Below are 13249 nucleotides of genomic sequence, written 5' to 3'. Positions count from 1 at the left end.
TTTTTTTATTTTTTTGTTAAATAGGCTTCAGCCACTTCTTGATCAGAGAAATGAAGTGTTTTATCCCCAATGATCTGATAGTTTTCATGACCTTTACCGGCAATCACAATCACGTCATTTTCAACTGCATTCTCAATGGTAAATTTGATAGCTTCTTCGCGATCCGGAATCACCCCAATGTCTTCCATGCGACTAAAACCAGTAAGGATATCTGCTTCAATTTTATTTGGGTCTTCTGTACGCGGATTATCTTGGGTTACGATCACTAAATCTGCAAACTGCTCAGCCGCTTTTGCCATTAGAGGACGCTTGCCTGCATCACGATCACCGCCACAACCAAAGATACACCAAAGTTTACCTTTACAATGTTCACGCGCAGCATTTAATGCCTTTTCTAATGCGTCCGGAGTATGGGCATAATCAACGATAACTGTTGGCTTTCCTGCTTTTTTAATTAATTCCATTCTTCCATTTACTCCCTTTAACTGTGCAACAGTACGGATAAGATCATCGAAGGAATAACCTAAAGCCAATAAAACAGCCGTGGCTAACAGCAGATTACTCACGTTAAAAGCACCAATTAATGGGCTATGTAATGTTCCATTACCCCAACTTGAAGCAATATCAATTACAGCACCTTCGTGAGTAAAACGAATCTGTGTTGCATAAAGCCATTGTTTAGATATTGGATGAAAATCTGAGCGACAGCTGACAGCTATGCCATTTGGTAATTCATTTAACCAAGCTGCCCCAATTGGATCGTCAGCATTAAGAATTTGTAATTCGGGGGCTAAATCAATGAAAAAGCGTTTTTTAGCTTCTGCATACTTTTCCATTGTCTCGTGATAATCCAAATGATCACGACTTAAATTGGTAAAAATGGCGGCTTTAAATTTAAGGGCTTCAACACGGTGTTGAACTAAACCATGTGAAGATACTTCGATAGAAGCAAAATCAGCCCCTTTCTCTACAAAATCAGCGAGGTTTTCTTGGACTTCAACGGCTGAACCCGTAGTGTTTTTGGCTTCTTTGACTTGACCCAATAAACCATTGCCAATGGTGCCCATGACAGCGGCTTTATGGCCTAATAGCGTAGCCCATTGAGCTAATAATTGAGAAACCGTAGTTTTACCGTTTGTTCCAGTGACACCAACTAAAGTTAATTTTTTGGAAGGATTGTCATAAAATTGACCTGCCAATGCTGAAAGATGAGCAGATAAATGATAGTAGTGAATCACTGGTACATTATTTTGCCATTGGATGTTTAAATGCTCGTTTTCTAAATCTGTCTCTAAAACGACCGCACTTGCACCAGAAGAAATAGCTTGAGGAACAAATTGACTCGCATCAAAACGATGCCCTTTTACTGCCACAAATAGCTCTCCTTGAGTCACTTTGCGGCTATCTAACACCATCGCCTTCACATTAATGTCTGAAAGCACCGGAAGATCAAAAAGTGCGGTCAATTTTTTCATTGTTTTGCCTTTTCTTAATTCATTTTTTCAAGTTTTTGATCGCTTAAGCGAACAGTGCGTCTTGCTGTTTTTTCTGTTGGTTCTGCATCTGGCGCAATACCATTCGCACGTAATGCATAGCCCATAATGCTTGAGAAGACTGGTGCTGAAACCGCACCACCATAGTACTGCCCAGCTTTCGGATCGTTAATCAAAATAACTAATGCATAACGTGGATCGCTAATTGGTGCGATACCCGCTGTAAATGCCACATATTTATTAACATAGTGACCATTTTCAATTTTACGTGCCGTACCGGTTTTCACACCTACACGATAACCTTCAACCATCGCACGTTTATTTTTGATTGCCACTTTCTCTAACATACCCACGACGTCTTTCGTGATTTTTTCAGAGAAAACACGTTGACCAATAACTGGCGGATCAACTTTAGTGATAGAAAGTGGACGATAAATCCCGAAGCTACCTAAAGTAGCATAGGCACGCGCAATTTGTAATGGTGTTGAAGTAATACCATAACCATAAGCCACTGTTGCACGTTCGATATCTGCCCAACGTTTACGGTTTGCATTTAATACGCCACGTTGCTCACCAATTAAACCTAACTCAGTATCTTTACCTAAACCTGCATTTTGATAAGTTTCCATTAATGCTGAAGGTGGCATACGTAACGCAAGACGGCTCACACCACGGTTACTGGAGTTAATCAAAATTTCATCTAAGGTTTGTTGTGGGCGAGGTGCCACGTCGACAATTTCTTTACCACTTACGGTAAATGAACCTGTATTAATTACCTCATCACGTCTCACTGCGCCACGTTGAAGTGCGGTCAACACAACGAAAGGTTTTACGGTTGAACCAGGTTCAAATGTATCGGTAATCGCACGGTTACGTTTTAACTCGTCTTTTACATTAGCTAAGTTATTCGGATTGTAGGAAGGCGCAGTTGCCATGGCTAATACTTCACCCGTACGTACATCCACCAATACGGCTGTGCCTGATTCAGCTTTATTCTCTGTTACTGCTTTTTTGATTTCACGATACACCATAGATTGTAACTTTTCATCAATACTTAAGGTGACATCTTGTGCATCGTATTTTTTCTCATCGGCAATATGTTCAACCACATTACCACGTTTATCTTTACGAACAACACGCGCACCGTCTTTACCCACTAACATTGAGTTGAAGCTTGCCTCAACCCCCTCAATCCCTTTACCATCAATGTTGGTAAAGCCGATTAATTGGGCCGCCTCTTCTACACGAGGATAAAAACGACGTGGTTCAGTTTCTAATGAAATACCTTTAATTTTGAGATCACGGATATAATTTGCTTTGCTCGCTTCTACTTGACGCGCTAAATACAAGAAGCCTGATTTTGCATTTTTCTCAATTTTTTTCACCAACTCAGCTGGCGTCATATTTAATTCATTAGCAAGGGCTTTAATGCGTTCTTTATCATCTAATGCATTTTCTTTTAACATTAAACGTGGTTCAGCCACAATTGCACTCATCGGTACACTCACCGATAACAATTGGCCGTTACGATCTAAAATTGAACCGCGAACAGAAAGGACGTCATCTTTACGTAATGAACGTTTGTCCGCTTCACCAGAAAGGGTTTCAGAATTAACAGATTGCACATAAGCAGCACGAGCCACTAATGCGCCTAAGCCTAAGAAAATAAAACTTGTCGCAATAAGATAACGACCACGAAGAAAGCATTTCTCAAATACCATCTTCGGTTTGTTTGGTTTTACTGACGCAGGTTGAGCCAATTTTCTAATTGTTTTCTTTGGCTTTCCTGGTTTCTTAGAGGAATTAAATCTAACCATTTTATTCAAAATCCCTATTCAAAAATAACCACTTCTTGTTCACTTTGAACACGTTGCATTTTTAATGTACCGATTGCAATGGATTCAACTCTTGTATTATCACTTTCGGTTGCTTCTTGTAATTGCAAATTGCGATATTCGTTTTCAAGGGCTTGGTGTTGTAATACCAACTGTCCGTTTTCAGAAATCAAGCCTCTTGTTTGGTGGGTCATCCAAATTGTGCCCATTGCAGAAGCTAAAATTAATAAAAGTAAGACGACAATTAATTTATTAGAAGAAAAAATATCTTCAACGAGAATATGTTGTAAAGGATAACGTTCGCTATTTTCTAACATCTTATTTCACCCTTTCCGCAATACGTAATACCGCACTTCTTGAACGTGGATTCGCTGAAATTTCTGCCTCACTTGGCTGAATTGCCTTACCAATGATTTTTAATTTTTGATTACGTTGGATTTGATCTTCACGTAATGGTAAGCCTCTCGGAATATCCTCACCTTTACTTTGTTTACGCATGAAATGTTTTACCATTCTGTCTTCAAGTGAATGGAAACTAATAATCGATAAGCGCCCTTCTGGTGCCAACATATCTAATGCAGAATTCAATACACTTTCTAACTCATCTAATTCCGCATTAATATAAATTCGAATGGCTTGGAAACTACGCGTCGCTGGATGCTTATGTTTATCTTTAAACGGTACGGCTTGAGCAATTAATTCAGCGAGTTGAGAAGTACGACTTAAACATTCTGTGCCATTTTTAACCGCACTTTTGTTGAACTCTACGATGGCAGTCGCAATTCGTTTTGCAAAACGCTCTTCACCGAAGGTTTTTAACACCCAAGTTAAATCATCAACAGATACCTGTTTTAGCCACTCTGCCGCTGATAAACCTTGTGTGGTATCCATGCGCATATCTAACGGGCCATCTTTCATAAAACTGAAACCACGTTCTGCTTCATCAAGCTGTGGAGATGATACGCCTAAATCCAGCAAAATACCGTCAATTTTACCAACTAAATCGAGTTTTTGACAGATATCTGGAATGTGTGAAAAGCTATTATGTTCAATATGAAAACGAGGGTCTTGAATTTTTTCAGATTCAGCAATCGCACGAGGATCGCGATCGATAGCAATTAAACGACCATGTTCAGAAAGTTGGGAAAGAATAAGACGAGAATGACCACCACGACCAAAGGTACCATCGATATAAATTCCGTTTTCTTTCAACGCCAAACCATTCACCGCTTCGTGAAGCAAAACCGTGATATGTTCAGGTGCAGAAAAGGAATTTTGCGTAGTCATAAGTAAAAAGTAAACGTTAAATCAAAATCGATAAAGAGAAGATAGAGCGGCGCAAGCACCGCTTATCCTGCTAGTGCTGCTGTTCTATAATGACAGCATTTTTAGTTCTTCAGAAGCACCGAATTCAGCACTTGAGCCAATTTCGATATCCTCATCAATTTGTGCGTACCATTCAGTATCGCTCCAAATTTCAAATTTGTTCAACTGCCCTACCAACATTAAGCCTTTTTCTAATTTTGCGTGTTGACGTAATGGACCACTTAATAAGATACGACCTTGCGCATCCATTTCACATTCTGTGGCATAGCCGAGCATCACACGTTGTAAGCGGCGTTGATTAGGGTCAAAGTTGGAAAGTGAAAGTAGTTTTTGTTCGATTTTTTCCCATTCATCTAAAGGATAAAGTAATAAACAAGGTTGACGAATATCAACGGTACAAACCATTTGACCTTGGTTCTTTTCCATGATTTCAGCACGATAACGCGTAGGAATCGCTACACGACCCTTCGCATCTAAATTTACCGCTGCTGCACCACGAAACATTTCTCTACCTTTAAACGTCTATTTTTGTAAAAATTTGGCAGAATTTTCCACAAAATTCCACTTTTCACCACTTTGCGTAAGTTTATCGGTTGTAGCCTTAACTTGCAAGCAATTAAAACGTAAAGATTGGTAAATTTTGGCAATAAATAAACAAAAAAAACCGTTTAAGGTTTCCCTCAAACGGTTTTTCAATTTTTAACTCGATTTAATTAGTTATTGACATACGCTTCTTCGTCACGAGCACCTAATGGTTTAAGCTGGGTGAAGAATAAAACTAAGCAAAGTACTGTTAAGCCTAAGCCGATATAAACAGATAATTGATAGTCTAAACCGAAACCGATTTTGTTGTATGCAAGATAAGTAAAACATACAGTACTGATAAATGCCGCAGGGATTGTACATACCCAGTGGAATTTATTATAGCGATATAAGTACGCCGCTGCAGTCCATAACATAACCATCGCAGTGGTTTGGTTCGCCCAAGTGAAGTAACGCCATAAGATAGAGAAATCCACTTTTGATACGATATAACCAACCACAAATAATGGCACAGCAATAATTAAACGTTTAGCTAAAGTCTTTTGTTCTAAATGGAAAAATTCTGCAATAACAAGACGTGCTGCACGGAACGCTGTATCGCCTGATGTAATTGGAAGAACAACCACACCTAATACTGCAAAAATACCACCAACAAGACCTAAGAAGTGGATTGAAGAATCATAAACCACTTTAGAAGGCGAACCCGCTTTAATCGCAGCTAACAAATCTGGTAAAGAATCATAGAAACTTAAACCAACTGCACACCATACTAATGCAATCACACCTTCACCGATCATCGCACCGTAGAAAATGAAACGCCCTTCTTTTTCGTTTTCAGTACAACGTGCCATTAACGGGCTTTGTGTTGCGTGGAAGCCAGATAATGCACCACAAGAGATAGTTAAGAACAAGAGTGGCCATAATGGTAAATCTGCACGGGTTTCAAAGTTTTGGAAGAATTTCTCAAAAGACATACCGTCCACAGAACGATAGAAAGAAATTGGATCTGCTGAGCTAAGATCTGCACTTACTAAACCATATACCATACCTACAGACATAAAGAGTAATAATGCACCGAAGAATGGGTAGATACGACCGATGATTTTATCAACTGGAAGTAATGTCGCAAGAATATAGTAAATGAAGATGATACCAGTCCAAACACTGATAACTGTCGCTTTATCCATACCCCAAACGGTAATACCACCTGCTTCAGCTACTTGATGGATTTCTTCCGCATTGCTAATAGAAATGCTACCTGATGCGGCACCGAACACATCCATTGTAATCGTACCCATTAATTGAGCTGGACTTGCCACGAATACCACACCCACTAATAATAAAAGCACTACTGCTAATACGTTAATGAATGCTTTAACTGGACGACCTAAGTATTTACCTGCGAGGTTAGGCATAGATGCACCGCCATTACGCACACTTAACATTCCACAGAAATAATCGTGTACCGCACCCGCAAAGATACAACCCACCACAATCCAAAGCATTGCAACTGGTCCGTATAACGCACCAAGAATCGGACCAAAGATTGGGCCTGTACCTGCAATATTTAATAATTGAATTAACCAAATCTTAGTTTTAGACATTGGCATATAGTCAACGCCATCATTCATGGTATACGCTGGCGTTTGACGATTTGGATTGATCACAAAAATGCGCTCAATCACTCGACTATAAAAGAAATAACCTGCAAGCAATAACGCCACGCAGAAGAAAAACCACAACATAAAAAATACTCCTCAGGAATAAATGAATACCGAAATTTAGTCATATACTAGACTTCGTCGGCGATATTCTAAGTGAAAATCATCAAAATCAAAATTTTAATTTTTACATTGTTTCAATTTTGTGATCCATGTCACGTTTATCATTACGTTTTTTTCACTTACAATAGGGATATAAATTAAAATAACTAATAAAGGATCATCAATGGCTCTCACCCGCTGCCCTGAATGTCGTAAAAAAATCAGCGAATCTGCTCAATTTTGTCCAAATTGTGGTTTTTCTTTTAAAGAAGAAGATCTTGAAATTTACAAACAAAAACTCGAAGAACGACGCCAGCATAATGCCGAAATTAATCGAAAAAGCACTAAACTTCACCTTATTTGGTTGGCTATTTTTACTATCGTTATCTTATTGGCAAGTTGGCTAACTGGAGAATAAAAAGTGCGGTCAAAAAACAATGAGAATTTTGACCGCACTTTATCTTTATTGCTTAGCTACAGATTAATCTTTTATTTGATCTAACAATACGCTCACTACTTCCGGTACGCCCTTCCCCGCTTTCTCTTTTATTGCGATGACGTGCTTACGAACAAATCCTGTATTGGGATTTGGATCGATCAAGTAAACTGGCGCTTTGCTTGGCGCTTCATTAACCAAACCATTAGCTGGATACACTTGCAAAGAAGTACCAATCACTAACACAACATCCGCTTGAACTACAATATCAATTGCTTGCTCTAACATCGGCACCATTTCACCGAAAAAAACAATATATGGACGCATTGGATGCCCATTTGGATCTTTATCTTCCAATTTCTGATCGCCAAAACAATCTACAATATAGCTTTCATCAAAACTACTGCGTGCTTTGTTTAGTTCACCATGTAAGTGTAAAACATTTGAACTTCCTGCTCGTTCATGTAAATCATCCACATTTTGCGTGATAATTCTCACATCATAGGCTTTTTCTAATTCAACTAAGGCGATATGTGCAGCATTTGGCTTAGCTGCAGCCGCATTTTTTCGTCGTTGGTTATAGAAATCTAATACTTTTGCACGATTCTTTTGCAAGGCTTCAGGCGTGCAAACTTCTTCGACTTTATGACCTGCCCACAAACCATCTTCCGCTCTAAATGTGGGAATACCACTTTCGGCACTAATTCCTGCGCCTGTTAATACGACACAAATAGGTTTCATAATATCCTCCTCAGTACTTTATATTATAAGTCTGAAAAACGGATTCACTTCGAATTTATAATAAAAAATCGGGCAATTTTTAAACTGCCCGATTTGTTTCTATTTTTGACCGCACTTTATGCTTTGGCGGTATCAATACGTTCGAATGACAACACTTTATTTTCTAACTGACGAAGTAATAAAGTGGCAATGCCGGTAATGATGAGATAAATTCCACCTGCAATACCGTAGATAGTGAGTGCATCATATTCTGTGCCGTAAAGTTGGCGTGCATATCCCATGATATCCATGATCGTGATGGTAGAAGCTAATGCTGTACCCTTAAATACCAAGATAATTTCATTGGTATAAGAAGGAAGCGCACGTTTTAATGCATAAGGAATTAGGATTTTTAACGTCTGCATACGACTTAACCCTAATGCCGCACAGCTTTCCCATTGACCTTTAGAGATCGCTTTGACTGCGCCATGGAATAATTGGGTTGAATAAGCGGCACTATTCAAGGCTAAAGCTAATGCTGCACAGAACCATGCGTTGGAGAATAATCCCCATAATGGACTTTCCACCAACCATTGGAATTGACCAGGGCCAGCATAAATTAAGAAAAATTGCACTAAAAGCGGGGTCCCTGTAAATAAAACAAGGAATAAATTGACCGCACTTTTCACCAATTTATTGCCAATAGAAAGCAAGAAGGTTAGTCCCAATGCTAAGAAAAAGGCAATAAACAAAGATACGACTGTAAGCAACAGGCTAGTCGGAATGCCTTGAGCAATCACTGCTAAATACTCTTGAAACATTATTCGACTCCCCGTTCAAATCGAGTGAAACGTAATTCTAATTTGCGAATACCCGCTTGGCTGATCAACGTAATCACTAAATAAATCAACGCAGCAATACCATACCAAGTAAAAGGTTCATGAGTATTTGTATTGATGTACCCAGCCTGACGCATTAAATCATCAACACCAATTAATGACACCAATGCCGTATCTTTTAATAACACGAGCCATTGATTGCTTAAGCCCGGTAAAGCGTGTCGCCATACTTGCGGCATAATCAAATGAATGAAAGTATAAGGTCGGCTTAATCCTAACGCTGCACCTGATTCCCACTGCCCTTTTGGAATAGCTTGGATCGCACCACGTAAGGTTTGTGAAGCATAAGAGGCAAAAATCAAAGACAATGCAAATACTCCACAACCAAAGGCGCTGAATTCAATATACTCCCCCGTCAGCATTTCTACTACTTGGGTTGAACCAAAATAAATCAGTAGAACCACTAAAATTTCCGGTAAACCACGCAATAAAGCGATCACAACAGAAGCGGGTTTCGCAATAAAGACATATTTATTCGCTTCTAAAGCCGTAAAAATAATACTGAGCAATAAACCGACAATTAACGAGCAAATAGCAAGCCCTAAGGTCATTAGGGCTGCATGTCCAATTAATGTAAGATAATCATAAAACATAGATTATTTTGTCATCCATTTGTCATAGATTTTTTGGTATTCACCATTTGCTTTCACGGTTTCTAAACCTTTATTTAAGCTTTCTAGCAATTCTTTGCTTGATTTATTCACCGCAATACCTAAACCATTACCGAAATATTTTTTGTTAGTCACTTTCTCACCAACAAATTGAATTTCAGGCTCTTTAGAAATCATATCAGACAATACGGCAGTATCACCGAAGATGATATCAATACGACCATTTTTTAAGTCTAAGATCGCATCTTGTAAGCTTGCATAAGATTTTGCATTATATTGCTTGGTTTCTGCTGCGGTATATTGTTGGAATGTTGTTCCGTTTTGAACACCAATTGTTTTTGCTGAAGCTAAATCTGCTTTGCCTTTTAAAGCGACATAACTTGCTGTGCTGTCATAATACGCATTAGAAAATGAAACTTGTTTTGCACGCGCTTCAGTAATATCCATTGCAGAAATCGCTGCATCAAAACGTTTTGCTTTCAAGCTTGGAATTAATGCATCAAAAGATTGGCTTTTGAAATGACAAGTCGCTTGAATTTCTTTACAAATTGCATTCGCTACATCCACATCAAAACCGATAATTTCACCTTTTTCATTTGTTGTTTCAAATGGCGGGTAGCTCGGCTCCATCGCGAAAGTGATTTCTTGTGCATTTGCAGCAAAAGCTGAGCCCATTAACATTGCGCTTAAAAGTAATTTTTTCATGTCGTGTTTCCTTATTCTGAGTGTGAAAGATATTGTTTAAATTGTTCGGTTTTTGGATTATCAAAGCAATCTGCACTGCCCATTTCAATAATCTTACCTTGTTCCATATAGACGACCTTGGTCGCCACTTTTTGTGCCACGTTCACTTCGTGGGTCACAATCACCTGAGTAATACCTGTTTGTTGAAGTTCTTTAATAATATCAACGACTTGAGCTGTAATTTCAGGGTCCAGTGCTGCCGTTGGTTCATCAAACAACAACACTTGTGGTTTCATCATTAATGCTCGAGCAATTGCAACACGTTGTTGCTGACCGCCTGATAAGTGAAGAGGAAAACGATCGGCATGCTCTTCCAAACGTAAACGTTTTAAAAGTTCTAATGCATCTTTTTTCGCTTCTTCTTCGCTAATGCCTAATACTTTTTGGGGCGCTTCAATTAGGTTTTCAATCACCGTTAAATGCGGCCAAAGATTGTATTGTTGAAATACCATGCCCACATCTTGACGAAGTTGACGAATGGCTTTCGGATTATTATTCGCTTGAGACAAATCAAAATGATTATTCGCAATATGCAATTCGCCAGAGGTCGGCACTTCTAATAAATTTAATGTACGGATTAACGTACTTTTTCCTGCGCCACTTGGTCCAAGTAACACCACGGTATCGCCTTCTTGTGCATCAAGATTGATATCAAACAATGCCTGTGATGAACCATAAAAGAAATTCAAATTTTTAACACTAATCGCCATACTAAGTTTACTGCTATCCTCTCTTGATTTCTAAGAATGAATAAATATTACTTTTTAGTGATTAATTATGCAAGTATTTTTGTAAAAAAATCCCAAAAAACTTTTTGGGATCTTTAAATCATTGAATTTTAAACCGCACTTATCGCGAATTAGGCCTCTTTCGCCATCTCAAATTCAACTAACATCATCAAAATATGAATCACTTTGATGTGGATTTCTTGAATACGATCTGCATAACCGAAGTGTGGCACACGAATTTCAACATCCGCTAAGCCTGCCATTTTACCGCCATCTTTACCAGTCATCGCAATCACTTTCATGCCTTTTGCTTTCGCGGCTTCAATCGCATTTAAGATATTTTTAGAATTCCCAGAGGTCGATAATCCAAATAAAACATCACCTTCTTTACCCACTGCTTCAACAAAGCGAGAGAATACATATTCATAACCAAAGTCATTACTTACACAGCTTAAATGACTCACATCTGAAATTGCAATCGCAGGATAACCTGGACGATTTTCACGATAACGACCAGTGAGTTCTTCTGCAAAGTGCATGGCATCACAGTGGGAACCACCATTACCGCAAGATAATACTTTACCGCCATTTTTAAAGCTTTCGGCTAACAATTTAGCTGCTTTTTCAATGAGTTTGATGTTGTTATCATCTGAAACAAACTTATTTAATACATCTTGAGCTTCCACAAGCTCAGCTTTAATTTGATCAAAATACATTTTATTCTCCTTAAAAATTAAATTCGAAATAGCGTTGGCATTGTATAGCGTTCATTTCAAATAATCTAGCGCCCTTTTTCAGCTTACGTCTCATTATTTTGCGATATCTATCGCAAATCCAGCTAAAAACACTTCAAAAAATGACCGCACTTTTTAAACTCAATAAATTTAAAAAGGAGAGATTATGCGAGCGATTTACTTTTTACTTTACCTTCTATTCAGCCAAATAACCTGGGCGAACGAGCGTGATTTAATGCTATTAAGCACTTATGAAAACCAAGATGTTCAAGGTTGGGTGATGTCTGAAAAATTGGATGGGGTACGAGGTTATTGGGACGGCAAAACATTATTAAGTCGTCAAGGGCTACCCTTGCCTGCGCCGACCTATTTTACCGCTCAATTTCCACCTTTTGCCATTGATGGCGAACTTTTTAGTGAACGTAATCAATTTGAAGAAATTGCTTCTATCACGAAATCCTTTAAAGGTGATAATTGGGCAAAATTAACACTTTATGTTTTTGATGTGCCTAATGCATCAGGCAACCTTTTTGAACGTCTCAAAACTTTAGAAGATTATTTGAAAGATCACCCTACGCCTTATATTAAGGTTATTCCGCAAATTCCGATACGAAATAAAACACATTTATTCGAGTATTTGCATGAAATTGAAGGGAAAAAAGGTGAAGGGATTGTATTACGTAATCCTCATGCGCCTTACGAAAGAAAACGCAGTACACAAATTTTAAAGTTAAAAAGCACTTATGATGAAGAATGTACCGTGATAGCACATCACAAAGGGAAAGGACAATTTGAGAATATACTCGGATCGCTTACCTGTGAAAATCATCGTGGAAAATTCAAAATCGGTTCAGGATTTAATCTGAGTGAGCGCGAAAATCCACCGTCTATTGGTAGCACGATTACCTACAAACATCGTGGATTAACTAATTCTGGAAAACCTCGTTTTGCCACTTATTGGCGAGAGAAAAAATAAGAGCGGTCAAAAACATCACTATTTTTGACCGCTCCTTATATTTAATAACTCAATTATAGGTGTTGATTAATAAACGCCGCTAATTGATTTTTTGGTAACGCACCGACTTGTGTTGCAACAAGTTGGCCATTTTTGAAAAGTAGTAAAGTTGGGATACTACGTACACCAAATTGACCTGCAACTAATTGGTTGTCATCTACGTTGATTTTAACGATTTTTGCTTTACCTGCAAATTCAGGTGCGATTTCATCTAAAATTGGCGCAATCATTTTGCAAGGGCCACACCATGGCGCCCAGAAATCCACTAATACTGGGATATCAGATTGCACAACAGTAGTCTCAAAATCTGCATCATTAATATGTAATACTTCGCTCATTTTTGTTTCCTTATTTAATAAGGTGCTAACGAATTAACACCTAACGTTAATTAATGTTGTGCAT

Annotated in this window: 15 protein-coding genes; 2 read left to right on the top strand and 13 right to left on the bottom strand. The window is 38.5% G+C overall.

From position 1 onward, the window contains the following. Positions 1–5: 5 nt before the first annotated feature. The 6 genes from murE to HMPREF3279_RS08135 form a co-directional block, all read right to left on the bottom strand. The gene (gene murE / locus HMPREF3279_RS08160) at positions 6–1475 is read right to left on the bottom strand and encodes a UDP-N-acetylmuramoyl-L-alanyl-D-glutamate--2,6-diaminopimelate ligase (RefSeq protein WP_049384418.1); all 1470 of its coding nucleotides are present in this window, start codon (positions 1473–1475) and stop codon (positions 6–8) included. Positions 1476–1489: 14 nt separating this feature from the next. Further along, entirely contained in the window at positions 1490–3310 is a 1821-nt protein-coding gene (locus HMPREF3279_RS08155) for a penicillin-binding transpeptidase domain-containing protein (RefSeq protein WP_049384419.1), read from the bottom strand. A gap of 14 nt (positions 3311–3324) precedes the next feature. Then, positions 3325–3645 (bottom strand): cell division protein FtsL, encoded by a 321-nt coding sequence (ftsL, locus tag HMPREF3279_RS08150; RefSeq protein WP_005696538.1) that lies wholly within the window; start codon positions 3643–3645, stop codon positions 3325–3327. A gap of 1 nt (position 3646) precedes the next feature. Then, positions 3647–4615 (bottom strand): 16S rRNA (cytosine(1402)-N(4))-methyltransferase RsmH, encoded by a 969-nt coding sequence (gene rsmH / locus HMPREF3279_RS08145; RefSeq protein ID WP_070868828.1) that lies wholly within the window; start codon positions 4613–4615, stop codon positions 3647–3649. Between the two features lie 84 nt (positions 4616–4699). Next, positions 4700–5158: a division/cell wall cluster transcriptional repressor MraZ gene (gene mraZ, locus HMPREF3279_RS08140; protein WP_005696540.1), complete on the bottom strand. Its 459-nt coding sequence runs from the start codon at positions 5156–5158 to the stop codon at positions 4700–4702. 209 nt (positions 5159–5367) lie between these two features. Continuing rightward, complete coding sequence (locus HMPREF3279_RS08135) at positions 5368–6942, bottom strand: carbon starvation CstA family protein (RefSeq protein ID WP_070868827.1); 1575 nt, start codon at positions 6940–6942, stop codon at positions 5368–5370. Between the two features lie 202 nt (positions 6943–7144). On the opposite strand from HMPREF3279_RS08135, the gene HMPREF3279_RS08130 reads away from it, so the two are divergent. Further along, on the top strand, positions 7145–7378 hold the full coding sequence (locus HMPREF3279_RS08130) for a zinc ribbon domain-containing protein (protein ID WP_005696542.1): 234 nt from the start codon (positions 7145–7147) through the stop codon (positions 7376–7378). Positions 7379–7441: 63 nt separating this feature from the next. Here HMPREF3279_RS08130 and HMPREF3279_RS08125 read toward each other — a convergent pair whose 3' ends face one another. The 6 genes from HMPREF3279_RS08125 to lpcA all read right to left on the bottom strand — a co-directional run bounded on the left by HMPREF3279_RS08125 (position 7442) and on the right by lpcA (position 11814). Continuing rightward, entirely contained in the window at positions 7442–8137 is a 696-nt protein-coding gene (locus HMPREF3279_RS08125; RefSeq protein ID WP_070868826.1) for an SIR2 family NAD-dependent protein deacylase, read from the bottom strand. A gap of 116 nt (positions 8138–8253) precedes the next feature. Next, on the bottom strand, positions 8254–8937 hold the full coding sequence (gene artM / locus HMPREF3279_RS08120) for an arginine ABC transporter permease ArtM (protein WP_070591419.1): 684 nt from the start codon (positions 8935–8937) through the stop codon (positions 8254–8256). Further along, entirely contained in the window at positions 8937–9608 is a 672-nt protein-coding gene (gene artQ / locus HMPREF3279_RS08115; RefSeq protein ID WP_005696554.1) for an arginine ABC transporter permease ArtQ, read from the bottom strand. Before artQ ends, artM begins: the two co-directional genes overlap by 1 nt. 3 nt (positions 9609–9611) lie before the next feature. Beyond that, the gene (locus HMPREF3279_RS08110; RefSeq protein ID WP_049370084.1) at positions 9612–10331 is read right to left on the bottom strand and encodes an arginine ABC transporter substrate-binding protein; all 720 of its coding nucleotides are present in this window, start codon (positions 10329–10331) and stop codon (positions 9612–9614) included. An 11-nt stretch (positions 10332–10342) separates the two neighbouring features. Continuing rightward, positions 10343–11080 (bottom strand): arginine ABC transporter ATP-binding protein ArtP, encoded by a 738-nt coding sequence (gene artP, locus HMPREF3279_RS08105; protein ID WP_049370083.1) that lies wholly within the window; start codon positions 11078–11080, stop codon positions 10343–10345. A 149-nt stretch (positions 11081–11229) separates the two neighbouring features. Continuing rightward, positions 11230–11814: a D-sedoheptulose 7-phosphate isomerase gene (gene lpcA / locus HMPREF3279_RS08100; protein WP_014065007.1), complete on the bottom strand. Its 585-nt coding sequence runs from the start codon at positions 11812–11814 to the stop codon at positions 11230–11232. Positions 11815–11998: 184 nt separating this feature from the next. Between lpcA and HMPREF3279_RS08095 the strand changes: the two genes are divergently transcribed. Then, positions 11999–12808: a DNA ligase gene (locus HMPREF3279_RS08095; protein ID WP_070868825.1), complete on the top strand. Its 810-nt coding sequence runs from the start codon at positions 11999–12001 to the stop codon at positions 12806–12808. A 53-nt stretch (positions 12809–12861) separates the two neighbouring features. On the opposite strand, the gene trxA is transcribed toward HMPREF3279_RS08095, so the two are convergent. Next, the gene (trxA, locus tag HMPREF3279_RS08090) at positions 12862–13185 is read right to left on the bottom strand and encodes a thioredoxin (RefSeq protein WP_005696559.1); all 324 of its coding nucleotides are present in this window, start codon (positions 13183–13185) and stop codon (positions 12862–12864) included. Positions 13186–13249 lie beyond the last annotated feature (64 nt).

This window comes from Haemophilus sp. HMSC71H05 (assembly GCF_001838635.1).
Classification (GTDB): domain Bacteria; phylum Pseudomonadota; class Gammaproteobacteria; order Enterobacterales; family Pasteurellaceae; genus Haemophilus_D; species Haemophilus_D parainfluenzae_R.
Note: the sequence above shows the minus strand (reverse complement) of the source record. Positions and strands in the feature narration are given on the sequence as shown.

Excerpts from the sequence above, each read along its gene's own strand:
- HMPREF3279_RS08130 (WP_005696542.1), top strand. The coding sequence starts at position 7,145 with ATGGCTCTCACCCGCTGCCCTGAATGTCGTAAAAAAATCAGCGAATCT.
- artP (WP_049370083.1), bottom strand. The coding sequence starts at position 11,080 with ATGGCGATTAGTGTTAAAAATTTGAATTTCTTTTATGGTTCATCACAG.
- murE (WP_049384418.1), bottom strand. The coding sequence starts at position 1,475 with ATGAAAAAATTGACCGCACTTTTTGATCTTCCGGTGCTTTCAGACATT.
- artM (WP_070591419.1), bottom strand. The coding sequence starts at position 8,937 with ATGTTTCAAGAGTATTTAGCAGTGATTGCTCAAGGCATTCCGACTAGC.
- HMPREF3279_RS08135 (WP_070868827.1), bottom strand. The coding sequence starts at position 6,942 with ATGTTGTGGTTTTTCTTCTGCGTGGCGTTATTGCTTGCAGGTTATTTC.
- artQ (WP_005696554.1), bottom strand. The coding sequence starts at position 9,608 with ATGTTTTATGATTATCTTACATTAATTGGACATGCAGCCCTAATGACC.
- trxA (WP_005696559.1), bottom strand. The coding sequence starts at position 13,185 with ATGAGCGAAGTATTACATATTAATGATGCAGATTTTGAGACTACTGTT.
- HMPREF3279_RS08155 (WP_049384419.1), bottom strand. The coding sequence starts at position 3,310 with ATGGTTAGATTTAATTCCTCTAAGAAACCAGGAAAGCCAAAGAAAACA.
- rsmH (WP_070868828.1), bottom strand. The coding sequence starts at position 4,615 with ATGACTACGCAAAATTCCTTTTCTGCACCTGAACATATCACGGTTTTG.
- lpcA (WP_014065007.1), bottom strand. The coding sequence starts at position 11,814 with ATGTATTTTGATCAAATTAAAGCTGAGCTTGTGGAAGCTCAAGATGTA.
- HMPREF3279_RS08125 (WP_070868826.1), bottom strand. The coding sequence starts at position 8,137 with ATGAAACCTATTTGTGTCGTATTAACAGGCGCAGGAATTAGTGCCGAA.
- ftsL (WP_005696538.1), bottom strand. The coding sequence starts at position 3,645 with ATGTTAGAAAATAGCGAACGTTATCCTTTACAACATATTCTCGTTGAA.
- HMPREF3279_RS08095 (WP_070868825.1), top strand. The coding sequence starts at position 11,999 with ATGCGAGCGATTTACTTTTTACTTTACCTTCTATTCAGCCAAATAACC.
- mraZ (WP_005696540.1), bottom strand. The coding sequence starts at position 5,158 with ATGTTTCGTGGTGCAGCAGCGGTAAATTTAGATGCGAAGGGTCGTGTA.
- HMPREF3279_RS08110 (WP_049370084.1), bottom strand. The coding sequence starts at position 10,331 with ATGAAAAAATTACTTTTAAGCGCAATGTTAATGGGCTCAGCTTTTGCT.